22 protein-coding genes are annotated in these 26,077 nt (G+C 70.4%); 12 read left to right on the top strand and 10 right to left on the bottom strand.

Annotation, left to right across the window (positions count from 1 at the left end; genetic code table 11):
- Positions 1-83: 83 nt before the first annotated feature.
- The 5 genes from ASE14_RS06015 to ASE14_RS06000 all read right to left on the bottom strand — a co-directional run bounded on the left by ASE14_RS06015 (position 84) and on the right by ASE14_RS06000 (position 6,646).
- Entirely contained in the window at positions 84-1,739 is a 1,656-nt protein-coding gene (locus ASE14_RS06015) for a thiamine pyrophosphate-binding protein (protein WP_056652290.1), read from the bottom strand.
- Between the two features lie 155 nt (positions 1,740-1,894).
- Positions 1,895-2,059: a hypothetical protein gene (locus ASE14_RS20910; RefSeq protein ID WP_200953284.1), complete on the bottom strand. Its 165-nt coding sequence runs from the start codon at positions 2,057-2,059 to the stop codon at positions 1,895-1,897.
- A 167-nt stretch (positions 2,060-2,226) separates the two neighbouring features.
- On the bottom strand, positions 2,227-3,636 hold the full coding sequence (locus tag ASE14_RS06010) for an aldehyde dehydrogenase family protein (protein WP_056652285.1): 1,410 nt from the start codon (positions 3,634-3,636) through the stop codon (positions 2,227-2,229).
- 161 nt (positions 3,637-3,797) lie between these two features.
- The gene (locus tag ASE14_RS06005) at positions 3,798-4,619 is read right to left on the bottom strand and encodes a MoaF C-terminal domain-containing protein (protein ID WP_056652283.1); all 822 of its coding nucleotides are present in this window, start codon (positions 4,617-4,619) and stop codon (positions 3,798-3,800) included.
- 23 nt (positions 4,620-4,642) lie between these two features.
- A complete protein-coding gene (locus ASE14_RS06000; protein WP_056652279.1) occupies positions 4,643-6,646 on the bottom strand; it encodes a primary-amine oxidase in 2,004 nt (667 codons plus the stop codon).
- A gap of 197 nt (positions 6,647-6,843) precedes the next feature.
- Here ASE14_RS06000 and ASE14_RS05995 point away from each other — a divergent pair, with 197 nt between their 5' ends.
- Both ASE14_RS05995 and ASE14_RS05990 read left to right on the top strand, forming a co-directional pair.
- Positions 6,844-7,440, top strand: coding sequence for a TetR/AcrR family transcriptional regulator (locus ASE14_RS05995; protein ID WP_056652276.1), 597 nt, complete (start codon positions 6,844-6,846; stop codon positions 7,438-7,440).
- 131 nt (positions 7,441-7,571) lie between these two features.
- Positions 7,572-9,104 (top strand): APC family permease, encoded by a 1,533-nt coding sequence (locus ASE14_RS05990; RefSeq protein WP_056652274.1) that lies wholly within the window; start codon positions 7,572-7,574, stop codon positions 9,102-9,104.
- A 37-nt stretch (positions 9,105-9,141) separates the two neighbouring features.
- On the opposite strand, the gene ASE14_RS05985 is transcribed toward ASE14_RS05990, so the two are convergent.
- Positions 9,142-10,125, bottom strand: coding sequence for a helix-turn-helix domain-containing protein (locus tag ASE14_RS05985; RefSeq protein WP_056652269.1), 984 nt, complete (start codon positions 10,123-10,125; stop codon positions 9,142-9,144).
- Between the two features lie 505 nt (positions 10,126-10,630).
- On the opposite strand from ASE14_RS05985, the gene ASE14_RS05980 reads away from it, so the two are divergent.
- A complete protein-coding gene (locus ASE14_RS05980) occupies positions 10,631-10,927 on the top strand; it encodes a hypothetical protein (RefSeq protein ID WP_056652267.1) in 297 nt (98 codons plus the stop codon).
- Here the strand turns inward: ASE14_RS05980 and ASE14_RS05975 are convergent.
- Positions 10,911-12,005 carry a VanZ family protein gene (locus ASE14_RS05975; RefSeq protein WP_056652264.1) on the bottom strand — a complete coding sequence of 365 codons (1,095 nt, stop codon included), beginning with the start codon at positions 12,003-12,005 and terminating at the stop codon, positions 10,911-10,913. The genes ASE14_RS05980 and ASE14_RS05975 overlap by 17 nt on opposite strands.
- A gap of 278 nt (positions 12,006-12,283) precedes the next feature.
- Here ASE14_RS05975 and ASE14_RS05970 point away from each other — a divergent pair, with 278 nt between their 5' ends.
- The 3 genes from ASE14_RS05970 (at position 12,284) to ASE14_RS05960 (ending at position 15,858) form a co-directional block, all read left to right on the top strand.
- Positions 12,284-13,714 carry a glyceraldehyde-3-phosphate dehydrogenase gene (locus tag ASE14_RS05970; protein WP_235511401.1) on the top strand — a complete coding sequence of 477 codons (1,431 nt, stop codon included), beginning with the start codon at positions 12,284-12,286 and terminating at the stop codon, positions 13,712-13,714.
- A gap of 76 nt (positions 13,715-13,790) precedes the next feature.
- Positions 13,791-14,966 (top strand): thiolase family protein, encoded by a 1,176-nt coding sequence (locus ASE14_RS05965; RefSeq protein WP_056652260.1) that lies wholly within the window; start codon positions 13,791-13,793, stop codon positions 14,964-14,966.
- Between the two features lie 100 nt (positions 14,967-15,066).
- Positions 15,067-15,858 (top strand): SDR family NAD(P)-dependent oxidoreductase, encoded by a 792-nt coding sequence (locus ASE14_RS05960; protein WP_056652257.1) that lies wholly within the window; start codon positions 15,067-15,069, stop codon positions 15,856-15,858.
- A gap of 78 nt (positions 15,859-15,936) precedes the next feature.
- Here ASE14_RS05960 and ASE14_RS05955 read toward each other — a convergent pair whose 3' ends face one another.
- The 3 genes from ASE14_RS05955 to ASE14_RS05945 form a co-directional block, all read right to left on the bottom strand.
- Positions 15,937-16,920, bottom strand: coding sequence for a permease prefix domain 1-containing protein (locus tag ASE14_RS05955; RefSeq protein WP_056652254.1), 984 nt, complete (start codon positions 16,918-16,920; stop codon positions 15,937-15,939).
- Positions 16,917-17,258 carry a PadR family transcriptional regulator gene (locus ASE14_RS05950; RefSeq protein WP_056652251.1) on the bottom strand — a complete coding sequence of 114 codons (342 nt, stop codon included), beginning with the start codon at positions 17,256-17,258 and terminating at the stop codon, positions 16,917-16,919. The genes ASE14_RS05955 and ASE14_RS05950 overlap by 4 nt, the downstream gene beginning before the upstream one ends.
- A gap of 228 nt (positions 17,259-17,486) precedes the next feature.
- Positions 17,487-18,929 (bottom strand): helix-turn-helix transcriptional regulator, encoded by a 1,443-nt coding sequence (locus ASE14_RS05945; RefSeq protein WP_056652248.1) that lies wholly within the window; start codon positions 18,927-18,929, stop codon positions 17,487-17,489.
- 129 nt (positions 18,930-19,058) lie between these two features.
- Between ASE14_RS05945 and ASE14_RS05940 the strand changes: the two genes are divergently transcribed.
- The 6 genes from ASE14_RS05940 (at position 19,059) to ASE14_RS05915 (ending at position 26,077) form a co-directional block, all read left to right on the top strand.
- Complete coding sequence (locus tag ASE14_RS05940) at positions 19,059-20,924, top strand: phosphoenolpyruvate carboxykinase (GTP) (protein ID WP_056652245.1); 1,866 nt, start codon at positions 19,059-19,061, stop codon at positions 20,922-20,924.
- Between the two features lie 175 nt (positions 20,925-21,099).
- On the top strand, positions 21,100-21,480 hold the full coding sequence (locus ASE14_RS05935; RefSeq protein WP_056652242.1) for a DUF1622 domain-containing protein: 381 nt from the start codon (positions 21,100-21,102) through the stop codon (positions 21,478-21,480).
- 114 nt (positions 21,481-21,594) lie between these two features.
- Positions 21,595-22,797: an ROK family transcriptional regulator gene (locus ASE14_RS05930; protein ID WP_056652240.1), complete on the top strand. Its 1,203-nt coding sequence runs from the start codon at positions 21,595-21,597 to the stop codon at positions 22,795-22,797.
- Between the two features lie 107 nt (positions 22,798-22,904).
- Entirely contained in the window at positions 22,905-24,251 is a 1,347-nt protein-coding gene (locus ASE14_RS05925; RefSeq protein WP_056652237.1) for an extracellular solute-binding protein, read from the top strand.
- Between the two features lie 147 nt (positions 24,252-24,398).
- Complete coding sequence (locus tag ASE14_RS05920) at positions 24,399-25,205, top strand: carbohydrate ABC transporter permease (protein ID WP_082600763.1); 807 nt, start codon at positions 24,399-24,401, stop codon at positions 25,203-25,205.
- Positions 25,202-26,077 (top strand): carbohydrate ABC transporter permease, encoded by an 876-nt coding sequence (locus ASE14_RS05915; protein WP_082600241.1) that lies wholly within the window; start codon positions 25,202-25,204, stop codon positions 26,075-26,077. Before ASE14_RS05920 ends, ASE14_RS05915 begins: the two co-directional genes overlap by 4 nt.

Raw genomic sequence — 26,077 nt, 5'->3', positions numbered from 1 at the left:
CGGCGGGAACCTTCCGGCCGGGGCATCCGTCGTTCGTGGCGACGTCGTCCGGTGGCCGCGCAGGCCGCGCCGGAGCCGAGTCGTCAGCGCGAGTTCACGCGCACGATCTCCTCCTGGTAGGGCGCGACGACGGTGCCCGAGATGCGGCAGTCGAGCAGCAGGAAGCGGCGCTCCGCCACGGGGGTCGCCGCCCATTCGGCGAGCCGGTCGAGGTCGGCGAGCCCTCGCACGACGACGCCTTCGGCGCCGAACGCCGCGGCCGCGGCCGCGAAGTCGACCTCGGGGATCAGCATCGGGGCCTCGGCGAGGCCCTTGAGGCCGTAGAGGTTCACCTCGGCGCCGTACGCGGCGTCGTTCCAGACGACCGCGACACCGCGACCTCCGGCGGTGCGCACCGCCGTCTCGAGGTCGGCGATCGCCATGAGCCCGCCGCCGTCTCCGGTGGTGAGCACGACCGTGGCCTCGGGCTTGGCCGCCGCGGCTCCCGCGACGCTCGGGAACCCCTGCCCGATCGACTGGAACGCCGTGCCGACCATCATCATGCGGTCGGGAGAGGCGACCGGCCAGTACATGTTCGCCCACCCGATGAAGTGCCCGCCGTCGGAGACGACGACCCGATCCTCGGGCAGCAGCTCGGCGATGCGGCGCGCGGTGCTGCGCGGGTCGAGTCGGCCGTCGGCGGCGAGCGCATCGCCCGGCTCGTACGCCCGCAGGGCCGGCGCGTCGATCGAATCGCGCCAGCCGGATGCCGCTGCGCCGAGCGCCTCGAGCTCGTCGACGATCGCGCGGGCCGCGAGCGAGGCGTCCCCGCGCACGTAACCGCCCACGTTCGGGTGGGTCGCGGAGGCGGCGACATCGACCTGGAACACGCGGGTACCCGGCGCGAACAGCTCGCCGAAACGCATCGTGAACTGGTTGAGCGACGCGCCGAACACGACGGCTACGTCGGCCTCGCGCACGAGCTCCATCGCGCCGTCGGCGCCGAATCCGCCCGAGACGCCGAGGTCGTAGCGGGTCTCGGGGAACACGCCGCGGCCGAGCGCGGTCGAGGCGGTCACTGCGCCGATGGCGGCGGCGAGCTCGCCGAGCACCTCTCCGGCGCCGGAGAGCCATGCACCGCGTCCGGCGAGCAGGAACGGCCGGCTCGCGCCCGCGAGCGCGAGCGCGATCTCGGTGATCTGGCGGTGCGCGAACTCCCCGGCCGGCGCGAGCGGCGCGGGACGTCGCGGGCTCGTCGTCTCATGCAGCGGGCCGGCTTCAACAGCGGCGACGTCGTAGGGGATCGCGAGGACGACCGGCATCCGATACTGCAGCGCGTGCTCGATCGCGATGACCGTCGTCGCCTGCGCGTCGGTGCGGCCGACCGTATAGGTGCGGGCGCCGACCGCCGAAGCGAGGGCGATCTGGTCGACGTCCCAGGGGCGCGGGCCGGAGGTCGGCTCGTCGCCGACCACGAGGACGAGGGGGACCCGGGCCTGCGCCGCCTCGGCGAGCGACGTGAGGGTGTTCGTGAACCCGGCGCCGTACGTCGAGGTCGCCGCGGCGATGCGGTTCGAGGCGCGATAGTGCGCGTCGGCGGCCACGACGCCGCCCGCCTCGTGGCGAACGGCGGTGAACGAGGCATCCGTGGCGCGTTCGATCGCGTCGAGGAAGTAGGCGTTGCCGTTTCCCATGACGCCGAAGATGTGGTCGACGTGGGCGGAGAGGGCGTGCGCGACGTGCGCGGAGACCGAAGGCATGGCGGTGTCCATTTCGAGACGAAGACGGATGCGGATTCCGTATATGTCTCGCGCGGCGGCGGGGATCACCCGCGGTTCGGCTTCGTGCCCATTTTTCGAGCACCGGCGCAGCAGAGCGCCTGGACGAGAAGCAGTCTATCGTGACCGCGGCGGACTCAGCGGCCGAAGAGTCGCGCGAAGAAGCCGGGCTCGGACGGGTCGTTCTCGTGGCCGCCGCACCGGTCGCCCCGCGGAACGCCGCGCATGACCGAGTCGACGTGCTGGCCGCAGCCGGCCCAGGTGGTCTTGCCGCACTTCTTGCAGGTCACTGCTCGGCACATGGTCGGGTTCCTCGATTCGTCTGGCCGCGACTGGGGCGCGGAGCGGAGCGGGCACGGTGGGGAAAATACCCCTGGGGTATTCTTCCATGCGCCGGACTGGGAGGAAGCTGAAGACGAAGGTGCCGCGAGCCCTGGCGGACTCGCGGCACCTCGGCGGGCGTCTGGGCTCAGCCGTTGACGACCTGGGGAGCCGAGACCGACTTCAGGCCCTCGGTGCCGAACTCCAGGCCGTAGCCCGACTGCTTGACGCCGCCGAAGGGGATCATCGGGTGCACGCCGCCGTGCGAGTTGATCCACACCGTGCCGGCCTGCACGCGCGCTGCGATGGCGCGCGCGGCGTCGCGGTCGCCCGACCAGACGGAGGCGCCGAGGCCGACGTCTGCGGCATTCGCGAGGGCGATCGCCTCCTCGACGTCGCTGTACCGCACGATCGGCAGGGCCGGACCGAACTGCTCCTCGACGACGAGGGGATTCTGCGGGTCGATGTCGGCGATGAGCGTCGTCGGGTAGAAGTTGCCCGGCTGGTCGCGATCGGGCTCGCCGCCGAGCAGCACGCGGGCGCCCGACGCCTTGGCCGCTTCGACGAGGCGGTCGACGACGCCGAACTGCATGCGGTTCTGCAACGGGCCGAGCACGTTCTGCTCGTCGAGGCCGACGCCCATCGGCATCGCCTTCGCGACCTCGACGAGAGCGAGGCAGACCGCGTCGTAGACCGAGTCGTGCACGTAGAGGCGCTTCAGCGCCGCGCACGTCTGGCCGGTGTTGATGAACGCGCCCCAGAAGAGGTTCTCGGCGATCGCGACCGGGTCGGCATCGGGCAGCACGATGCCGGCGTCGTTGCCGCCGAGCTCGAGCGTGAGGCGGGTGACGTTCCCGGCGGATGCCTCGATGATGCGCTTGCCCGTCGCGGTCGAGCCGGTGAACATGATCTTGCCGAGCTCGGGCTTCACGACGAGGGCGGCGCCGAGGTCGCCGGCGCCGGCGACGGGGTTCAGCACGCCCTCGGGGAGCTCCTGGTTCAGGACGGCGAGCAGCGCGAGGCCCGAGAGCGTCGTGTACTCGGAGGGCTTGGCGACGACGGTGTTGCCCATGCGCAGCGACGGGGCGATCTGCCAGATCGCGATCAGCATCGGCCAGTTCCACGGGGTGATCACGCCGACGACGCCGATCGGCCGGTAGTGCAGCTCGGCGTAGTCGGTGCCGTCGTCGACGACGACCTCGGTCGGCAGGGGAGTGTCGGCGGTGACGCGCAGCCAGGTCGCGCACGCGCCCACCTCGAAGCGGGCGTTCGGGCCGTTCAGGGGCTTTCCCTGCTCGCGCGACAGCAGTTCGGCGAGGGCGTCGGCCGAACGCTCGACCGCGTCGGCCATGCGGTGCAGCGCCTGACGTCGCTCCTCGTCGCTCCGCGCAGCCCACGCGGGCTGCGCGGCCACGGCGCGCGCGACGGCGTCGTCGAGCGCCGCGGTCGTGTCGGCGGGTGCGGCGGCGATGAGATCGCCGGTCGCCGGGTCGAAGACCTCGCGGCCGTCGCCCGCGGGTGCGGCGACGGCGGCGAGGAGCGTTTCGTACTGTTCCATGAAGCCTCCAAGCTGGTTCGGACAGTCTCTCCCCGTGCCGGTGCATCGGGTTGTCTGCGGCGGCACGGTGCTTGACCGAGCGCGAAGGCCGCCGGTCCGGACCGGCCCGATCGACCGCAGGGTCAGCGCGCAGGGGCAGCGCGCCGGGTCAGCGCGCCGGGTCAGCGCGCCGGGTCGTATTCGTCGGGGTGCACGGTGGCGGAGATGAGTCGCCCGTGGGCGCCGAACGTGAAATGGGTCCAGCCGCCCGCCTCGTTCTCGCCGAAGAGCACGCCGTGCGAGCGGATCGCCCGCGCGTCCCGGTGGTCGGCGATCGTGACCGAGCCGCACGGGATCACCTTCTCGCGCCAGGCGAAGACGTTGATGCCGGGGCGCACCTCGAACGTGGTGTGCTCGTCGGTGTCGGCGAGGCCGCGCTCGGGGCCGGCGAGGCACTGCCACGTGTACCACTGGGGCGAGAGGTAGACGTGCTCGTAGGCGTGCTCGGTGCTGTAGACCCACATCACGCGGCGGCCGATGAGCGAGTTCGTCGGTGCCGCCGGCCTGCCCGAGGTCTCGAGCTCCTCGATCACCGACGGTACGAACGCCTGCTGCACGGCGGTGCGCCCGGGCGCCGCATCGCCGAGGGTCTGCACGACCGCGAGCGCACGGCCCGCGCGCAGGTCGAGCACGAGGGAGACGGCCTCGTGAGGCCGGGTGCGGTGGTGGAACTGCACGAAGTACAGCTCGTCGTCGACCTCGAACGCCTCGTAGTCGTCGGTCGCGGTGGACGCCGCGGTGGCGTCGCCGGCCCCGGGTTCGACCGTCCACGTGACCGTCTGCTCGGTGAAGGTGTGCGCGATGCGGGTGCCGCGGTCGTCGAGCGTGGTGAGGATCCGCCCGGCGAGCGCCGTCGAGTGCGGCGCCCTGTTCGCGTCGAAGCCCGGTGCCAGCCCGTCGAGCGGCAGCCAGGTGGTCGTGTCGGTGGGGGTGAGTGCCGTCATTCGATTCGCCTTCCGATGCCGCGTCAGTGGTCGCAGGTGCAGCTGCCGCCCGTGCAGCAGGATGCCTCGCCGTGCCGGCTCCAGTCCGGCAGGTCGAGCGCGGGGTTGCGGTCGAGGAAGCCGTAGGGCTTCAGCACGAAGCCCGAGTAGTCGACGGGCATGATCGGCCAGTCCTCTGGGCGGGGGATGTGCGTCGGGCCGAAGACGTGCCAGAGCACGATGTCGGCGCCGTCGAGGTCGCGGTCGGCTGCCGTCCATGCCGGCAGGCCAGCGCCGCCGGCGTGGGCGTTCGGGTAGTCGCCGGCTGGGAAGCGCTCGGCCGGGTCGAACGCCGTGGCCCAGAGGTGTTTCGTCGCGAACGTGGCGCGGCCGGAGACGGTCGAGTCGGGCTGCGCGAGCAGGGTCGGGCCGGGCTGGGGGAGCAGGTGGTAGGCGGTCGGCTTACCGAGCCGGTTCACGCGGCTCGCGCTCGCGACCTCCCAGGTGCGGGCCTTCGAGGTGTCGGCGAGTCGCTGCGCCTCGGATTCGCGGGCGAGCTGTGTCGACGTCCACGTGAACGCGTTGCCCATGGGGTTCGCCGGCCCCGTGGGGATGCCGACGGCGTCGATCTCGTGCACCGTGTTGTCCTCGCCGTCGATCGCCATGTCGAGGCGGGCGCAGAACAGGTGCTGGTGCACCGGCGCGTAGAGTCCGGGGGCGATCTCGGGGGCGTGCGGGTTCTGCTCGCCGGGGTGTCCGGCGCCGGCGAAGACGATGCCGGTGGCCTTCGCCTCGACCTGGATGGTGCCGTCGAGGTAGAGGTACCAGAAGAACCCGTAGTCGTAGTTGCCGATCGTCGAGAAGTACGAGATCACGAGGCGGCGGCTGCGGCGCACCTCGGAATCGCCGTCGAGGTCGGTGTGCTTCCAGAGGATGCCGTAGTCCTCCTCGTGCATGCAGACGACCTGCGGGATCTTGACGGGGTTGCCGCGGTCGTCGGCGACGAAGCCGTCGAAGTAGTGGATGACGCCGAGGCAGTCGCAGCCGAGCGAGAGCGGGTTGGCGTTCTTGCCGAGCAGGTACTCGCCCGCGTCGAAATAGCTGATCCAGAACCGCGTCGAGGTGGTGTCGCCGTAGGGCACCACCATCTCGGGCACGCTCGCGCGGTGGATCACGGAGCGGTCCTCGTCGCCGTCGCGGAAGGTGAGCTGGTTCAGCACGAGCCCCTCGCGGGCGTTGAAGCCCACGCGGAACTTCCAGTTCTCCCACTCGACGGCGTTGCCGTCGACGGCGAAGCTCGGCCCCTCGGGCTGGGTGATCTCGATGGGCTTCAGGCTCGTGCGGGCCCGGCCGGTGGCATCCGGGGTGTAGTTGCCGTGCTCGGCGGGCACCGGCACGTCGCCCTCGTCCTCGACGCCGATGACGCGGCCCTCGGTGAGGTCGATGTGCACGATGAGTCCCTCGACCGGGTGCGCCCAGGGGCTGTCGGTCGGGCTGTCGCGCAGGAAGGTGAGCGAGCGGATGACCCGGCGCCCGACCTCCTCGGGGCGGTTGAAGAACCCCGGGGCGAGCGGTGCGCAGAACGCGAGCTCGATGCGATCCTCGAGCCCGCGGCGGGTCATCGCGGCCCGCCAGTCGGGCGAGGCCTTCGCGATCGCGGCCGCCGCGTCGTACTCCTCGAAGAGGTACTGCGGCTGCCCGTAGGGGGCGGCGCCGGTCTCGAGTCCATGGTGCTCGAGCACCTCGCGCCGTGTCACGGAGACGACGGCCTCGCTGGAACGGCCGGTCGCGGGCTCGAGCAGTGTCACGGCGATGCGCCGGTCGACGGGGGCGCCCGGCGTCCACTCGGCGAGCTCCTCCTTCGGCGGCTCCACCGGCAGCAACTGCGGAACGCGCGTTGTCTCCGTCATGATCCCGGCGCCCGTGAGGATCTCACGTGCCGCGGCGATCTCTTCGGCCGACAGCGGGTCGAGCGGGTGGGCGACGGCGGCGCCGCCTGCATCGTGGCGGTACGTGTCGTGCTGGTGCGTGTCGTGGTGGTGCGTCATCGGAACCTCGGGATCGTGTCTTCGTTCAGTATCGGCGGCAGGCCGCGATCGGGTCTTGTCGAGGAGTGCGCCGTCCTTGGACTGACCGGCACATCGGTAAAACCCTCCCGTGGGAGAACAACGTACACGGCTCGGCCCGGGTGTCGCTAGCATTCGAACGTCGGCACCGCCTGGGCGTCGACGGGGGAGAGACGCACATGCCGAAGATCGTCGACAAGTCGGCCAGGCGGGACGCCGTGATCGATGTCACCTGGCGCATCATCGAGCACGAGGGCGTCGACGCGGTCACGCTGCGACGGGTCGCGGCAGAGCAGGGACTCGCGAACGGGGCGGTCAAGCCGTACTTCGCGAGCAAGGATGAACTGCTGCAGGCCGCCTACCAGCGGGCGTTCGAGCGAACCAACGAACGCGCCGTCGCGGCCATCGGTGCGGTGCGCGGCATCGAGGCCGTGCGTCGCCTCTGCCTCGAGATCATGCCGCTCGACGAGGAACGGCGCACCGAGGCGCGCATCGTCGTGGCCTTCTGGGAGCGGGCCGTCGGCAACGACCGGATGGCGACGGTCTACCGCCGCCATACGAAGCTCTGGATGGCCGAGCTCGAGCGTCGGCTCGCCGAGGGGCGTGCCGACGGGCAGATCACGACACCCGACAGCGATGCGGAGATCGTCGACCAGCTCATCTGGATGATGACGGGACTGCAGGCCATGTGCCGACTGGCACCCGAGCTCGCGACGGCCCGGCGTCAACGCAGCGCGCTCGAGAACCTCCTCGCCGGACTCGCCCGCGAACGGTAGGTCCGGCCGGGGAGTTCCCGCCCGGACAAGCATCGTGCACGCTCAGCACAGTCGCGGCGGTGGGTCGATCGGAGAATCATGGCAGCCCCCGACTGCTGCACCGGCTTTCGCCGTCGATTCGAAGGAGAATCATGACCACCCCACGCACCGACGCCCCACCGGCGCCCGCAGCCGTTCGCCGTCGGCTCGGCGTCATCGGCGTCGCGTTCCTCATCGTCGCGGCATCCGCACCGCTCACCGTCATCGCTGGCGGGGTGACCTCGACCTTCTCGGTGACCCACGTCGCTGGCATGCCGGTCGCATTCATCCTGCTCGCCGCCGCGCTCGCCGTCTTCGCGATCGGCTACGCCGCGATGAGCCGCTTCGTCACGAATGCGGGGGCGTTCTACGCCTACGTGGCGCAGGGCATCGGGCGACCCGCGGGCGTGGGCGCATCGGTCGTGGCGCTCGTCGCCTACAACCTGATGCAGATCGGCATCTGGGGCATGTTCGGCTTCCAGGTGTCGATGTTCATCGCCGAGAAGACGGGCGCCGACATCCCCTGGTGGGTCGGCGTCGTGGTCGGCATCGTCATCGTCGGCTGGATGGGAGTGAACCGCGTCGACCTCTCGGCCAAGGTGCTCGGTGTGCTCGTCGCCGCCGAGTTCGTCGTCGTCATCGTGTTCGACGTCGTGGCGTTCGCCGAGCCGGCCGCCGGCTTCTCGACCGTGCCGATCGAGCCTTCCTCGCTCTTCGTGCCAGGGGTCGGTGCCGTGCTCGCGTTCGGCATCGCCGGCTTCATGGGATTCGAGTCGGCCGCGATCTACAGCGAGGAGTCGAAGGACCCGCGCCGCACGATCCCGCGCGCGACGTTCCTCGCCGTCGCGGTGATCGGCGTGTTCTACGCGATCTCGTCGTGGGCGCTCGCGCTCGCGATCGGCGTCGACAAGATCGTCGATCCCGCCGGCATCACGCCTGAGGAGGCCGGTCCGCCGCTCTTCTTCGGCTTCGTCGCCGAACGGCTCGGCGTCGTCTGGGTCGACATCATGTCGCTCCTGTTCATCACGAGCATCTTCGCCGCGCTCGTGAGCTTCCACAACGCGGTGGCGCGCTACCTGTTCTCGCTCGGGCGCGAGGGCGTGCTGCCCGCGAAGCTCGCCGCGGTCGGGCGCAACGGCGCGCCGTGGGCCGGCTCGGTCGCGCAGTCGGTGCTCGCGCTCGTGGTGGTCGCGCTCTTCGCGGTCGCCGAGGTCGGTTGGGACCCGGCGGCCGGTCCCTACCCCGTCATCACGCTCTTCACCTGGCTCACCAACACCGGTGCGCTCGGCCTCGTGCTGCTGATGGCCGTGGTCTCGGTCGCCGTCGTCGGGTACTTCCGTCGCGACCACCGCGGTGTCGGCGTCGGCAGCCGCCTCGTCGCGCCGATCGTCGCGGCGATCGCGCTCGCCATCGTGTTCGTGCTCATCCTCACGAACTTCACGGTGCTCCTCGGCCAGGCCGAGCCAGACCTCACGACCTACCTGCTGCCCGCGATCGCCATCGTGCCAGGAGTGATCGGCGTCATGTGGGGCTACCGCCTGCGGCGGAGTCGGCCCGACGTCTACGCCCGCATCGGCCACGGCGGCGACGAGACCGCGGAGCAGCTCGGCACGGCCGAGTTCGGCGCACCCGGCGCCGGTCGGTGATCCGGACGTGCCCGGCCGTGCGCGCCCGGGCACCTCGTCATCGCCGCACGGCGACCCCGGCCAGCGCCCGTGCCTCGCTCGGCGCATGCCCGAACTGCGACTTGTATGCGCGGCTGAAATGCGCGGCGTCCACGAATCCCCAGCGGGCGGCGATGACGGAGACCGCGCGGTCGGCGTGCAGCGGATTCACGAGATCGCGCCGGCAGTTCTCGAGCCGTCGTGTGCGGATCCACGTCGACACGGTCGTGCCCTGCTCGTGGAAGAGACCGTGCAGGTGGCGCGTCGAGATGAAATGCGCGGCGGCGATCGAGGCCGGACCGAGTTCGGTCGAGGCGAGATGCTCCTCGATGTACCCCCTGATGCGCTGCATGAGCGCATGGTGCGGGTCCGCCGCCGCGCGATCGAGGTCGAGCTCTCCGGCGAACAGCGTGGTGATGAGGTCGAGTGCGGAGTGCGCGAGCCGCATTCCCGTGGGCCCCGAGAGCTGCTCGAGGTTGCCGGCGAGCTGGGCGAGGTAGGGGCCGATGACCCCGCCGAGTCCCTCGGATCCCGACATCCGCACCGCGGTGAGCTGGCCGACGACCTCGGCGGGCAGATCGATGAGGTGCTTCGGGAACATGACGACCATGGTGCGGAACTCCTCGTCGAAGACGAGCGAGTACGGCCGGTTCGTGTCGTAGACGGCGAGGTCGCCGGGCTGCAGCACCGCCTCCCGGTCGTCCTGGATGAGCAGCCCGGTTCCGGCGAGCATGAGGCTCAGCTTGAAGAACGGACGATTGCCGCGGCTGATGAGCTCGGGGGTGCGTTCGACCACATGGCCGGTGGCATGGAGGTCGCTCACGTGCACCTCGTCGATGCCGGCGGTGCGGATGACGCCGCGGAACCGGTCGGGACGGGGGCTCGTGACCTGCAACGGTACGAACGCCTCGGAGGCGCCGTTGCGGAACTCGTTGAGATCGCGCGCGCGGATGGTGTGCACCTGTGCGCTGGGGCGCTGGCGGGTAGACGATGCGACGGGCATGGGCTCACCTCGGGATGATCGGAGCGTGACGGCACTGTGGACGATCCGAGCGCGAGCTTATCAGTCTCCCGTTGGAGTGGTTCGGGCGATCGATCGTGCCGTGCGCGTCAAGCGTCGTGCGCTCGCGGCAGTGCCGGTCGGGCCCGCCCGGCCCCTAGCGTTGCGGCATGCTCTCGACCCTGCACGAGTGGCTGGGCGCCGGGTGCGCCGCGGTCGCGCTGGCCCTGACGGCGCTGGCCATGCGTCCCACGGCGGTCCTCCGCTCGCCGCGGCGGTCCTCGTCGCGGCCGCCGCGCTCGCGGTGCTCGCCGCACGTCGTGCGCTGCACCACGTCGACGAGGAGGGCGGTCGGCCTCGGGATGGTCGCGATGGGGGCATCCGCTCATGGCCGTGGCCATGGCCTGCATGGCGCTCGCGATGCCGCTCGGCTGAGCGCCGGTCGGCGTGTCCGGTTCGCGCCGACATCCCGGCGTCACCGGCGGCCGGCGCACGGCAGAATGGTCGCATGAAGACCACCCAGCTGCGCCACTACGTGATCGTCGACGGACTCTACGAGGAGTTCGTCGCGTGGTGGCGGGAGACCATGCCGGTGCTGCGCCCCGCGATGGGATTCGCCATCGAGTTCGCCTACGGCTCTCCGGAGGCGAACGAGTTCACGTGGGCCGTGAGCGTGCCGGGCGACGCCGCCGAGTTCGAGCGGGTGGATGCCGCCTACAAGATCTCGCCCGAGCGTGCGGCCGTCTTCGAGGGGCTGCCCGACCGCGTCGCGACGATGCAGCTCTCGTTCATCGAGACGTACTGACCGGCTCCGACCCGCCGACGACCGGCACCGACTCGCGGGCCGCGTTCCGATCGACCGCGTCCATACCCGCCACCGCCTGCGCGAGGCCGCGGTGTCCTCGAGTCGTGAATGCGGCCACGAGGCTCGCGACGGCGAGCACGGCGGCGGCCGCTCCACCCGCCGCACCGAGGAGCGCGAGCAGGCTGTAGCCGCCGATGCCCGCGAGGAAGCGCACGGCGCGCCAGGGCCATCGGGGTGCGCGGTGCTCGCGGACGTCGATCAGCACCGCGCGTTCCCCGAGGGTGACGCCGCCGGCCATGACCGACACCGCCTGGGCGCCGATCGCGACCAGGGTCGCACCCGCCGCGACCGCGTCCGACACCGCGAGCACCGCCTCGTCGCCCACCAGCGCGAGGATCGCGGTGTTCACGAGCACCGACAGGCCGGCGGCCGTGAGTGACACGGTCGCGAGGTCGACGAGCATCGCGAGCAGCCGTCGGCCCGACGTGACGGGGCGGGCGGCGGTGGCCGAGCCGCCGCCGCGGCCGCGACGCACCACCAGGAGCGCTGCGAGCGACCCCAGTGCCGCGCCGACCGTGTTCGACACGAGATCGCCCGTGTCGAACACGCGGTACGCGCAGTGGAAGAGGCCCCAGACCCCGGTCAGCTGGGTGAGCTCGATCGAGAGCGACACGAGCGCCCCGGCGCCGATCGCGACGGCGATGCCGCGGTCGAACAATGCGCGCACGAAGAACCCGAGCGGCAGGAAGAGCAGCACGTTGAGCGCGAGCTGCTGCACGGCCGCGTTCGCGAGCAGCGAGCCGCCGTGCTCGGCCTGCAGGCGGGCGATGTCGACGACATCCTCGAACGGGTTCGGCACCACCCCGACGCATCGGAAGTCGTCGCCGTCGGGCAGCGGCAGGAGCGTGTACGCCCAGAGGCCCATCACGGAGAAGAGCAGGGCGACCCACGCGGTCATCCGCAGGGCCGAGAATCCGCCCCTGCGACGGTAGCTGAGTACGACGAGCGGCACGAAGGCCACCATGAGCGCCATCGAGCCGAACAGCACGGCGATGACCCCCGGCATGATGCGATCCACTCCGAGAGTCTACGAACGCCTCGGACGGGGTTCGCAGCCGCCGCGTCGGGTCGCCGCCGCCCCACTCGACGCCGTGTACAGGGCATCCGCAGCGAGACATCCGTAGAATCGACCCATCCCCGGAAGAGAATGCGGCCGATGCTGCCCACCGGCAGGCTCGCCCGCGAGGACCTGGTCGACGACGCCCTCCGCACGTTCGACCGAGAAGGAAGATCGTGAGCCACGAGTTCGATGCACGCCGTACGGAATGGATCGCCAAGGAGGAGCTCGCCGAGCGGATGATTCCGCTCATCGGCGGCCTCTACCGAGACCACGGGGTGGTGACCTCCATCCACGGCCGGCGGCTGATCAACCGCTCCGCGATCGCACTGCTGAAGGCGCACCGCTTCGCCCGGCAGGCGGGTGAGGTCGAGCTCGACCTCGCCGACACGATGCGCGTGCTCGAGGTGCTGCGCGAGATCGCTCCGGGCCCGGCCTCGATCGACGTCGCCCGACTCGTCGCCGGCTACGCCGACGCCGTCGGCGAGGGCGACGCCCGCGAGCTCGCCGACTTCGTGCGCGACGAGCTCACGCCCGTCATCGCGGCCGAGGGCGAGCCCGAGGTGTCCGGCACCGATGTCGTGCTCTACGGCTTCGGCCGCATCGGGCGCCTGCTCGCCCGCATCCTCATCTCGCACGCCGGCAACGGCAAGGGCCTGCGACTGCGCGCCATCGTCGTGCGCAAGGGCTCGGACAACGACCTCGTCAAGCGCGCGAGCCTGCTGCGCCGCGACTCGGTGCACGGCCCCTTCGCCGGCACGATCGAGGTCGACGAAGAGGCGAACACGATCCTCGCCAACGGCACGCTCATCCAGGTGATCTACTCGAACGACCCCGCGTCGATCGACTACACCGCCTACGGCATCGACGACGCGATCGTCGTCGACAACACCGGCCGCTGGCGCGACGAGGCGGGGCTCTCGCAGCACCTGCAGTCGAAGGGCGTCGCGCGCGTGCTGCTCACGGCTCCCGGCAAGGGCGCCATCAAGAACATCGTGCACGGCATCAACCACGACGACATCACCGACGCCGACACGATCCTCTCTGCCGCCTCGTGCACGACGAACGCGATCACGCCCGTGCTGAAGGCGATCGAGGACGCCTACGGCGTCGTGCGCGGACACGTCGAGACCGTGCACTCGTTCACGAACGACCAGAACCTCATCGACAACTTCCACTCGGGCGACCGGCGCGGGCGTTCGGCCGCGCTCAACATGGTCATCACCGAGACCGGTGCGGCGAAGGCCGTCGCGAAGGCGCTGCCCTCGTTCGCGGGCAAGCTCACCGGAAGTGCGATCCGGGTTCCGACGCCCGACGTGTCGCTCGCGATCCTGAACCTGCAACTCGAGCAGCCCGCAGAGAAGACGTCGCTGAACCGCTACCTCCGCCAGGTGTCGCTCACCTCGCCGCTGCGCCAGCAGATCGACTACATCGAGTCGCCCGAGGTGGTCTCGACCGACTTCGTCGGCTCCAACCGGGCCGGCATCGTCGACGGGCTCGCGACGATCGCCGACGGCACCGACGCGATCGTCTACGTCTGGTACGACAACGAGTACGGCTACTCCTGCCAGGTCGTGCGCGTCATCGAGGCGATGGCCGGCACGCACCCCGTCGTGCTGCCCGAGCGCCAGCCGGTCGCGCTCGAGCGCGAGGTCGTCGCGGCGGTCTGAGCCGCGGACGACGGATGCCCCGTGCGCACGAGCGCCCGGGGCATTCGTGTCTCTCGGGCCGTCGTAGGCTGTCTGCATGAGCAGAGAAGCCGTCATCGTCGACGTCGTACGCACGCCCGTGGGGCGAGGCAAGCCCGGGGGTCTCCTGTCGGGGATCCACCCGGTCGACCTCCTCGCCGGGGTGCTCGACACCCTCGTGAACCGCAACGACCTCGACCCCGCACTGATCGACGACGTGATCGGCGGCTGCGTCAGCCAGATCGGCGAGCAGAGCTACAACATCACCCGCAACGCCGTGCTCGCGGCCGGCTTCCCCGAGCACGTGCCGGGCACCACGATCGACCGGCAGTGCGGCTCGAGCCAGCAGGCAGCGACGTTCGCCGCGCAGGCCGTGCTCGCCGGGCAGGCCGACATCGTGATCGCCTGCGGCGTCGAGTCGATGAGCCGCGTGCGGCTCGGCTCGAGCGCGGCGGGCGCCGACCCTTACGGTTCGCGCATCCGCACCCGGTACCCCGACGGGCTCGTGAATCAGGGCGTCTCCGCCGAGCTCATCGCCGCGAAGTGGGGTTTCGCCCGTGACGAGCTCGACGCGTTCGCCGCTCATTCGCACGAGCTGGCCGCGGCCGCTCAGGAGGCGGGTGCGTTCGCGAGCGAGGTCGTGCCGGTTCCCGGTGTCGACTCGCTGACCGACGAGACCGTGCGCCCGGGCACGTCGGCGGAGTCGCTCGGCGGCCTGAACGCCGCGTTCCGCACCGACGAACTCGCCGAGCGGTTCCCCGAGCTCGACTGGCGCATCACGCCCGGCAACTCCTCGCCGCTCACCGACGGCGCCTCCGCCGCCCTCATCATGAGCGCCGAGCGCGCCGAGCAGCTCGGCCTCACGCCGCGGGCGCGGTTCCGGTCGTTCACGGTCGTCGGCAGCGACCCGCTCTACATGCTGACCGGCGTGATCCCCGCGACCGAGAAGGTGCTCACGCGTGCCGGTCTCACGCACGACGACATCGACGCCTACGAGGTCAACGAGGCGTTCGCGTCCGTGCCGCTCGCGTGGCTCGCCGAGACCGGGGCGGATGCCGCGAAGCTCAACCCCCGCGGCGGCGCCATCGCCCTCGGGCACGCGCTCGGCTCCTCGGGCACGCGCCTGCTCACGACGCTCGTCAACCAGCTCGAGGCCACCGGCGGCCGCTACGGCCTGCAGACGATGTGCGAGGGCGGCGGCATGGCCAACGCCACGATCATCGAACGCATCTGACGCACAGACACCGCGAGCGGGTGGGCGACGTCTGCGGCCACGGCCACAGGGCATCGCGGATTTCGACCACACCTTCGCCAGAACGGAGAGGACGCACCACATGCAGTTGAACGGAACAGGCGCCATCGTCACGGGCGGCGCGTCGGGGCTCGGCCGGGGCACGGCCGCCGTGCTCGCCGCCGCGGGCGCCGAGGTCGTCATCGTCGACCTCCCCGGCTCACCCGGCGAGCAGACCGCGCGCGAACTCGGCGAGCACGTGCGCTTCGCACCGGCGGACGTCACGGACGAGGCATCCGTGCAGGCCGCGATCGACCTCCTGCAGGAGCGCGCGCCGCTCCGCGTCGCAGTGAGCTGCGCGGGCATCGCGACCGCAGGGCGCACGGTCGGCCGCGACGGCCCGCTGGCGCTCGACGCGTTCGAGCGGACGATCAGGATCAACCTCATCGGCACGTTCAACGTCGCCCGACTCGCGGCCGCGGCGATGGCGGCGAACGATCCGATCGTGGCCCAGTCGCTGCCCGGCGTGCCCGAGACGGCAGAGCGCGGCGTCATCGTGAACACCGCTTCGGTCGCGGCATTCGACGGTCAGATCGGGCAGGCCGCCTACTCGGCCTCGAAGGGCGGCGTCGCCGCGATGACCCTGCCGCTCGCCCGCGACCTCTCGAAGCTGCTCGTCAGGGTCGTGACGATCGCCCCCGGCATCATGCAGACGCCGATGATGGCCGGCATGCCGCCGGAGGTGCAGGCCTCGCTCGAGGAGGCGATCCCGCACCCGTCGCGCATGGGCACGCCCGCCGAGTACGCGGCGCTCGTTCGGCACATCGTCGAGAACCCGCTGCTGAACGGCGAGACGATCCGCCTCGACGGCGCGATCCGCATGCAGCCGAAGTAGCCTGCGCGGCTGCAGCAGACGCTGAGCACGCAAGGAGGGCGGGGCCGATCGGCCCCGCCCTCCCGTCGTCGCGCTGCGTCAGGCGATGCTCGCCGCTCGGCGTGCACGGGTCGCCCGCCAGGCCTTGATGCCGCCGTCGATGACGTCCCACGTCGCGGCGCCGATCACGACCACGACGATGATCGCGACGATGACGGGCCCGGAGCTGCCCCACGGCCATTGCATCGCCGCGAGCGCTTCGTCGCTGATGAGCTGTCCGGTCAGGAACAGCCAGAGCGCCGGCACGGTGAACGCGACGTTCAGCACGAGGTTCGCGAGTGCGAGCCACCAGTTCCACCCCCACGCGTAGAGGGCGATCGCGAAGAGGATCTCGAGGGCGATCAGCGCGAGGAAGTACGGCAGCCAGAACGACCACAGTGCGGGCTCGAGCAGGGGGATCGGCTCGCGCACGCCGTCATGGAACACGACGCCGAACTGCTGCCACACGATTGCCGCGGCGAAGATGCCGAGGAAGACGAGCGAACCGATGAGTTCGCCGAGGCGCGACGTCTTCGCGGGTTCGGGCAGGGCGGGCAGCATGTCGAGCGTCCACACCGCGGCGATGCCGGGCTGACCGGCCCCGGCCGTGGTCCGCTCGAGGACCGCGAAGACGAGGGTCGTCCAGAATCCGAGGTTCACGGCGATGGAGATCGCGGTGGTGACGGTCGACCCGATCGCCTCGCCGATGTCGGCACCTGAGAGCAACTGCCCGAGCAGCACACCGGCAGCCCCGATCGGCAGCACGATCGAGTAGAGCACCTTCAGCAGGCGCCACCACATGAGGTAGTAGCGGGGCCCGATGAGCTGCAGCGGCCGGTCGACGTACTGCGCGGCGAGCGCCGCCGGGTCGCCGAGTTCGGTGAGGGCGGAGCGTTCGGCGTCGACGGGGGAGCTGCCCGCCTCGACGAGGGCGTCGGTCGCGTCGCCGATGCGCTCGCGGAGTTCGCGGTCGAAGTCGGCGCGCTGCGTCTCGGGGAGGGTGCGGGCGGCGGCCCACACGTAGCGGTCGGTCAGGGTGGTCATGATTCGTCTCCGGTCGTGAGTCCGGCGAGCGCGTCGTCGATGCGTCGCCAGTCGGTCGTGAGGGCGTCGGCGAGGTGTTCGCCGGTCGGGCTCGTGCGATAGAACTTGCGGGGCCGGGCCTCGTCGGTGTTCCACTCGCTCGTGAGGAGTCCCTGCTTCTCGAGTCGCCGCAGCAGCGGGTACAGGGTGTTCGCGTCGACGAGGATGCCGAGGCCGTTCAGCGACTCGAGCAGCGCGTAGCCGTAGTCGGGCGTGCGCAGCCGCACCAGGCACGCGAGCACGACGGTGCCGCGCCTCAGCTCCTGCAGGTGCCCTGCGGTCGTCTCTTCGGTGCTCATGCGTCACACGATACTGTGCGTCACACACTAATGCAACAGAAACTTCATAGTGCAGCGTTCGTGCTGGCGAGACGAGTGCGATCTCGCCTCATTCCTGCGGATATACGATCCGCCACGCCGTGACTCGCCACTGATCGACGGCGCGCCGGATCGTATATCCGCAGTTGTGACCGGCCGGTGACGAGGTGACTCGGTGCCGGAAGGAGGGGGGCGGGTGGGCCGTCGCGGCTACTGCTCGGCGTGCGCCTCGAGGAAGCGGTAGACCGCGGAGTCGTCGACCCCGGGGAAGGTGCCGGACGGCAGCGGCGACAGCACGTGCGCGTGCAGTCGGGCGCTCGGCCACGCCCGCCCGGCCCAGCGCTCGGCCAGCTCGGACGGCGCGCGGCGGCAGCACGCCTCGTCGGGACAGGTCGAGACGGCGCGATGCGTGGTCTCCCGCCCGCGGAACCACTTGGCCTGGCTGAACGGCACGCCGACCGAGATCGAGAACTCCGCGGCATCCGTGCGCCCGGTCTGGGTCGCGCACCAGAACGTGCCGGCGGGGGTGTCGGTGTACTGGTAGTTCTCGGTCGTGCGGTTGGTGTGGCCGAACGCGGTGCGAGCGCTCCACTTCTTGCAGACCCACTGGCCCTCGATCGAACCGGTGACATCGGACGGCAGCGGCAGCCCGTCGTTCTCGTAGCCCTTCAGCAGGGCGCCGTCGCCCGCGACGCGGAGGAAGTGCAGGGTCATGTCGAGGTGGCTCGTCGCGAGGTTCGTGAAGCGCAGCGCAGCGGCCTCGTGGGTGACGCCGAACGCGTCGCGGAAGTCCTCGATGGCGAGCCGCTTCTCCTTCTTGGCGGCCTGGAGGAACGAGACGGATGCCTCGCGCGGCATCAGGCACGCCGCGGCGAAGTAGTTGATCTCGAGCCGCTGCCAGAGGAACTCCGCGTAGCTCGCGGGCCGCTCGTGCCCGAGCAACCGGTGCGCCATGGCCTGCAGCGCCATCGAGCGCAGGCCGTGACCGCCGGGGATCGAGGCCGGCGGCAGGTAGATGCGGCCGTTCGCGATGTCGGTGATCGACCGCGTCGAGTCGGGCAGGTCGTCGACGTAGATGAGCTGGAAGCCGAGCCGCTCGGCCATGACGCTCACCTCTCGGTGCGTGAGCGCGCCCGAGCGGTGGCCCGAGGCGCGGACCTGGTCTTCGGCGAGCTGCTCGATGTCGCCGAGGTAGTTGTCGCGCTCGCGCATGCGCTCGCGCAGTTCGGTGTTGGCCCGGCGGGCCTCCTCGGGGGTGGCGATGGCCTCGCTCGCCCGCCGTTGCAACTCATGGTGGAGGCCGACGATCGCCGCGAGCGACTCGTCGGTGATGCCGCGGCCGGGCCGGATCGCGGGGAGCCCGAGGCTCGCGTAGAGGGGGCTCGACTGTGCGCGCCCGAGCTCGAGTTCGAGGGCGGCGCGGCGGCTCGGGGCCTCGCGGGAGAGGAGGTCGGCGAGTTCGACGTCGAGCGCCGCGGCGAGCGAGTCGAGCAGTGAGAGTTTCGGTTCGCGCTTGCCGTTCTCGATGAGGGAGAGCTGACTGCCCGCCATGCCCACCGCTTCGCCGAGCTGGTCGAGCGTGAGCGCTCGCTCGCCCCGGAAGTGGCGGATGCGCTGGCCGAGGGTAGCGAGATCGGGGGAGCCTGCCTTCATGGCTTAAGAATAGCGAAAGATCACAGGTTCTTAACACCGCGAATTGCCGAACGGATGCCTCAACAGCACGCATTCTTGAAGTACGAACCGGTTCTGGCACTCGCCGGCACCACTTCAGAAGGGACGACGATGACCATCTCCGAGTTTTCGATCGGCACAGAGGCATCCGACTCGGCCGGCAGCATCCGTCGCGGCACCACCGACGCAGCACTGCGCGCGTGGGTCGACGAGATCGCCGGCCTCACCAAGCCCGATGAGATCGTCTGGTGCGACGGTTCGCAGCACGAGGCCGACCTGCTGACGAAGCAGCTCGTCGCCGAGGGCAAGCTCATCAAGCTGAACCCCGAGTGGCGCCCCAACAGCTTCCTCGCGCGCACCGACCCGCAGGATGTGGCGCGCGTCGAGGACCGCACCTTCATCTGCTCGACCTACGAAGAGGACGCGGGCCCCACGAACAACTGGCGCGACCCGCGCGAGATGCGCGCTGAGCTGACCGACGTCTTCGACGGCTCGATGAAGGGCCGCACGATGTACGTCGTGCCCTTCTCGATGGGCCCGCTCGGCGGCCCCATCTCGCAGCTCGGCGTCGAGATCACCGACTCGCCCTACGTCGTGCTCTCGATGGGCATCATGACCCGCATGGGCGACGCCGTCTACCGCCTCATCGAGGCGGGCGAGCCCTGGGTGCGCACCGTGCACTCGGTCGGCTACCCGCTCATCGACGGCGTCGGTCACCACCGCGCCGAGGTCGAGTGGCCGTGCAGCGACACCAAGTACATCGTGCAGTTCCCCGACTCGCGGGAGATCTGGTCGTACGGCTCCGGCTACGGCGGCAACGCGCTGCTCGCGAAGAAGTGCTTCGCGCTGCGCATCGCGAGCGTCATGGCACGCGATGAGGGCTGGCTCGCCGAGCACATGCTGCTCATCAAGATCACGTCGCCCGAGGGCCGTTCGTACCACGTCGCCGCGGCATTCCCCTCGGCGTGCGGCAAGACCAACCTCGCGATGCTGCGCCCGACGATCCCCGGCTGGAAGGTCGAGACGATCGGCGACGACATCGCCTGGATGCGTCCCGGCGCCGACGGCCGTCTCTACGCGATCAACCCCGAGGCGGGCTTCTTCGGCGTTGCGCCCGGCACCGGCGAGACCACGAACCCGACGGCCGTGCAGACCCTCTGGGGCAACACGATCTTCACGAACGTGGCACTGCGCCCCGACGGCGACATCTGGTGGGAGGGCCTGACCGACGAGACGCCCGCCGAGCTCACCGACTGGCAGGGCAAGCCGTGGACGCCCGACTCCGGTCGCCCGGCCGCCCACCCGAACTCGCGCTTCACCGTGGCCGCGGCCCAGTGCCCGCAGATCTCCGACGACTGGGACGCCCACGACGGCGTGCCGATCGACGCGATCCTCTTCGGCGGACGCCGCGCGACGAACGTGCCGCTCGTCGCCGAGGCGCGCAGCTGGAAGCACGGCGTTTTCATGGGCGCGACGATCTCGTCGGAGAAGACCGCCGCCGCCGAGGGCACGGTCGGCGAGCTCCGCCGCGACCCCTTCGCGATGCTCCCGTTCTGCGGGTACAACATGGCCGACTACTGGGGCCACTGGGTCAAGATGGGCCGCGTGCTCGGCGAGAACGCCCCGAAGATCTACCAGGTCAACTGGTTCCGCAAGGGTGCCGACGGCTCGTTCCTGTGGCCCGGGTTCGGCGAGAACTCGCGCGTGCTCGAGTGGATCGTCGGCCGCATCGAGGGTGTCAGCGACGCCGTCGAGACGCCGATCGGCCTGCTCCCGGCATCCGGTTCGCTGGACCTCGACGGCCTCGAGATCGAGGACTCCGTGCTCGAGCAGCTCTTCGACGTCGACCGCGACTCGTGGCTCGCCGAGTGCGAGCTCACCGACGAGTACTTCGACCTGTTCGGCGACCGCGTGCCCGCGGCACTGCGCGCCGAACTCGCGAGCCTGCGCTACCACCTGCAGCACCAGGAGGCGTAGCCCGACGGAGATGCGCCCTGCGATCGCGCGGGGCGCATCGCCGTGCCGCCTGCGGATGCCGCGGACGCCGGCGCTCGGGAAGGTCCTCGCGCCCGCGGCATCCGTCGACGGCATTTCGGCACGTCGCGCGCCGAGCCGTCCGCCACCGCGCTAGCGTGTGCCGCAGGGAGGCGCGATGGAGTTCAGCACGGTCATCGAGACGATCGGCGGGGTCATCGACTTCGTCGGCGTGCTGGCGATCGTGGTCGGCGTCGTCTACGCGAGCCTCGATGCCGGTCTCCGGGGGCTTCGCCGGAAGTCCCCGATCTACGAGCGCTTCCGCCGCGTGCTCGGCCGGGCGATCCTGCTGGGCCTCGAGCTGCTCGTGGCCGCCGACATCATCAAGACCGTCGCCGTCACGCCCACTGTGGAGTCGGTGCTCGTGCTCGCGATGATCGTGCTCATCCGAACGTTCCTCAGCTGGTCGCTCGAGCTCGAGGTCTCCGGTCGCTGGCCGTGGCAGAAGCGCAGCTCGCCCGATGACGAACCGTCACTCGCGCAGACCGACGCCGGCTGACCTCGGCCGCCCGCGCCCGCGCGGAGTAGCATTTCTCCAACGTCGTGAGAAATGAGTCGAGGAGACTGGGTGGGTGATCCGACAGGCGCGCGGCGCGGGACGAACCTGCCGCGCATGGGCGATTTCAACCAGTCGGTCGTCTTCGACGCGATCCGACGGTCGAGTGGCGGCTGCAGTCGTGTGGAACTGGTCGCGGCGACCGGACTCTCGGCGCAGACGATCTCGAACGTCGTGCGACGACTGCTCGACGGCGACCTCGTGGTGGAGGCGGGCAAGGCCAGTTCCGGCCCCGGAAAGCCGCGAACGCTGCTCCGGCTGAACCCCGGCGGCGCGTATGCGGCCGGGGTGCACATCGATCCGGCCGTGATGACGTTCGTCGTGCTCGATCTCGAGGGGACCGTGGTCGCGCACGCGCGCCGGCGCACCCCCATCGCGAACGACCCCCGACTCGTGATGTCGAGCATCCATGACGGACTCGACCGGCTGATCGCCGAATCCGGCGTGCGCCGCGAGAAGATCGTGGGGCTCGGAGTCGCCGCGCCCGGCCCGATCGACGCCGAGCGCGGCACCATCGTCGATCCGCCCCACCTGCTCGGCTGGCACCGGGTGCCGCTCCGCGATGCGCTCGCCGAATCCACGGGCCTGCCGGTGCTGGTCGACAAGGACGTCACGGCGGCGGCGGTCGCCGAGATGTGGACCGGGGGCGCCAACGGGGTCGGCAGCTTCGTGTTCTTCTACCTCGGCACCGGGATCGGCGCCGGCCTGGTGCTCGACGACGAGGTCGTGCGCGGAGCCACGGGCAACGCCGGCGAGGTCGGTCACATCGTCGTGGACCCGGGCGGGGCCGTGTGCACGTGCGGCCTGCACGGATGCATCGCCGCCACGTGCACCCCCGAGGCCCTCGTGACCGAAGCCGAACGGCTCGGCGTGCTCGAAGACACGCGACTGCGCAGCGGTGCGCACGACGTCGATGTGCGCTTCTCGGCGCTCTGCGACCTCGCCGCCGACGGAGACGCCGGGGCGCGTCAGATCCTCGAGCGCTCGTCGGCTCGGACGGCGAAGGCCGTCGCCGTGCTCTCCGACCTGCTCGATGTCGACCGGGTCGTGTTCGGCGGGCCCTTCTGGCAGCGATTCCGCCCGTATCACCTCGAGCGCATTCCCGCGCTGCTCGACGAATTGAGCGTCACCCGGTCGATCCGGCGGGTGCCGGTCGTCGGCACATCGGCCGGCGAGGACGTGGCTGCCGTCGGGGCGGCCTGCCTGGTGCTCGAGCGCACGCTCGGGCCGTCGGCGGCGCGCCTGATGCTCGACGCCTGACGGCGGGTTCGGCTCGGGTGGGAGCGGGGGCTTGCAGAGTAATTCCATTCGATTTACTATTTCGACAGACGCGACCGCGTTCGATCCAGCTGGAGCAAAGGAGCACCATGCGTTTCTCTCGCGTACTCGCCGGCGTGGCGACCGTCTCTGCGGCGGCTCTCGCCTTCGCCGGGTGCAGCCCGGCGGCGGACGAGTCCAAGACGATCACGGTCGTCTACCAGAAGACCGACGGCTTCGTCGCGCTCGACGAGCTCTTCCAGAAGGTCAAGCCCGAGTTCGAGGCCGCCAACCCCGGCATCACCGTCGAGCTCGAACCCATCGTCGCCGACGAGGGCGACTACGCCACGAAGCTCGCACTCATGCAGCAGAGCGCAGAGACCGCGCCCGACGTGTTCTACGAGGACACGTTCCGCGTGCGGAGCGACGTCGACGCCGGCTACCTCCTGAACCTCGACGAATACCTCGCCGAGTGGGAGGACTGGGAGCAGTTCAACGACGGGGCGAAGGAGGCCGGGCGGGCCGACGACGGCAGCGTCTACGCGGTGCCGCTCGGCACCGACACTCGCGGAATCTGGTACTCCAAGTCGGTGCTGGAGGCGGCAGGGGTGCCGCTCCCGTGGGAGCCGAAGAGCTGGGAGGAGATCCTCGAGACCGCCCGTGCTGTCAAGGCGGCGTCGCCCGACAAGGTCGCGTTCAACGTGTACTCCGGCAAGCCGGCAGGCGAGGGGTCGGTCATGCAGGGCTTCGGCATGCTCATGTACGGCACCGACGACACGCTCTACGACGCCGAAGACCAGAAGTGGGTCACCGGCTCGCAGGGCTTCGTCGACTCGCTCGCCTTCATCGAGACCCTCTACGGCGAGGGCCTCGCTCCGGCCCCCGACGTCGCGCTCGACGGCTCGATGTGGCAGAAGCTGTTCGGCGAGTGGTTCCCCGGCGGGCAGATCGCGGGCACGATCGAAGGATCGTGGTCACCCTCGTTCTGGAAGCAGGACGGATCGTACGAATGGCCCGAGTACGTCGACGACATCGGAGTCGCCGCCTTCCCGACGCAGAACGGCCAGGGCGACGGGGCGGTGAGCCTCTCGGGTGGATGGACCCTCGCGGTCGGTGCTCAGAGCCAGAACCCCGATGCGTCGTTCGACTTCCTCGCCATGGCGCTCGATCGGGAGAACGCGCTCGAGTACAACATCGCCAACTCGCAGATCGCGGTTCGCGCCGACGTCGCCGAAGACCCCGCGTACCTCGAGGCGAACCCGTTCATCGGCTTCTTCACCGACCTCGTGAGCGTCACGCACTTCCGCCCGGCGACCGCCGACTACCCGCAGATCTCGGCCGAGATCCAGGCTGCCACCGAGGCGGTCATGACCGGCCAGATGAGCCCCGAAGAGGCCGCCGCGGCATACGACGACGCCGTGATCGGCATCGTCGGCGATGAGAATGTGACGCAGTGACGGGTGGTGGCATCCACTTCGGCACTGCGTGACGGCGCCGTCCGGCCGTCGCGGGAAGACCCGAACTCCCGCGTCGGCCGGTCATCGCGCGCCTCGATCGCTCGATTCCTCCCCGTCGTCCCGTCGATTCTGCTGCTCGCGCTGTTCATGGCGGGCCCGGTCATCTGGTCGATCACGATCTCCTTCACGAACACCGCGCTCACCGGCCGTGAGGCCAAGGACCCGTCCTGGGTCGGGTTCGAGAACTACACGCGACTCCTCCAGGACCCGGGCTTCCCGATCTCCGTCTGGCTGACCGTCGTCTTCGTCATCGCGTCGGCGGTCATCGGCCAGAACGCGCTGGGGCTCGCGATCGCGCTGCTCCTCGGCCGGGTCACTCGGGCGACGCGCGCCATCGTGACGACGATCGTGGTCGGCGCGTGGGTGCTGCCCGAGATCGTCGCGGCCTTCGCCGCGTACGCCTACTTCGCCGACGACGGAACCCTCAACCAGCTGCTCGCAGGGATCGGCATCGACGGAGCGAACTGGCTCTACGAGTTCCCGATGCTGGCCGTGATCCTCGCGAACATCTGGCGCGGCACGGCGTTCTCGATGATGGTCTACGAGGCCGCGCTGAACGATGTGCCTCCCGAGATCACCGAGGCCGCCGTCATCGACGGGGCCGGCGGGCTCAAGCGACTCGTCTGGGTGACGATCCCGATGATCCGGGGGAGCATCGCCACCAACCTCATGCTGATCACCCTGCAGACGCTCGCCGTCTTCACGCTGATCTGGGTGATGACGAAGGGCGGCCCGGGCATCAGCAGCACGACGCTGCCGATCCTCGCCTACCAGGAGGCCTTCAAGTTCCAGGAGATCGGCTACGGATCGGCGATCGCGGTCGTCATGATCCTGATCGGGGCCGTGTTCTCGGTGCTCTACCTGCGCACCATCCGGCCCGGGAGGGACGCATGACCGGGCAGCCGGCGGCACCCGCCCGCCCGCGTCCCCTGAGCATGGCCGCGCCGCGCCGAGCAGTCGCCGCCCTCGCCTCGAACGTCGTGCTGCTCGTCATCGGCGCGTGCTTCCTCGTGCCGCTCGCCTGGCTCATCCTCGCCTCGATCGACACCGCGCCGAGCCAGCAGACGCGCGTGCCCACCGACTTCACCCTCGAGCACTACGCCGCCGTGCTCACCCCCGAGCGCACCCTGCTGCCGCTCTGGAACAGCACGCTGCTGTCGGCCGGCTCCGCCATCGTGACGGTGATCGTCGCGGTGCTCGCCGCGTACCCGATCTCGCGGTACAACTCGCGGTTCAACACGCCCTACCTCTCCGCGATCCTGTTCGGCACCTGCCTGCCGATCACCGCGATCATGGTGCCGGTCTACAGCCTCTTCGTGCGCCTCGGAATGCTCGACAACCTCGCAGCCGTGACCTTCTTCCTCGCGGCGACGAGCCTGCCGATGGCGATCTGGATGACGAAGAACTTCATGGACTCGGTGCCGGTCTCGCTCGAGGAGGCGGCGTGGGTCGACGGCGCCTCCGCGATGCGTGCACTCCGTCTGATCGTGCTCCCGCTCATGCGCCCGGGGCTCGCCGTCGTCTTCATCTTCGTCTTCATCCAGGCATGGGGGAACTTCTTCGTGCCGTTCATCCTGCTGCTCTCGCCCTCGAAGCAACCCGCCTCGGTGAGCGTCTTCAGCTTCTTCGGCCAGTACGGCACCGTCGCGTACGGTGAGCTCGCGGCGTACTCGCTCATCTACTCGTTGCCGGTGGTGGTGCTCTACGTCATCGTGTCGAAGGGCATCGGCGGCTCGTTCGCCATGCAGGGCGCGATCAAGGGATAG

Source organism: Agromyces sp. Root81 (assembly GCF_001429165.1).
GTDB lineage: Bacteria > Actinomycetota > Actinomycetes > Actinomycetales > Microbacteriaceae > Agromyces.
Note: the sequence above shows the minus strand (reverse complement) of the source record. Positions and strands in the feature narration are given on the sequence as shown.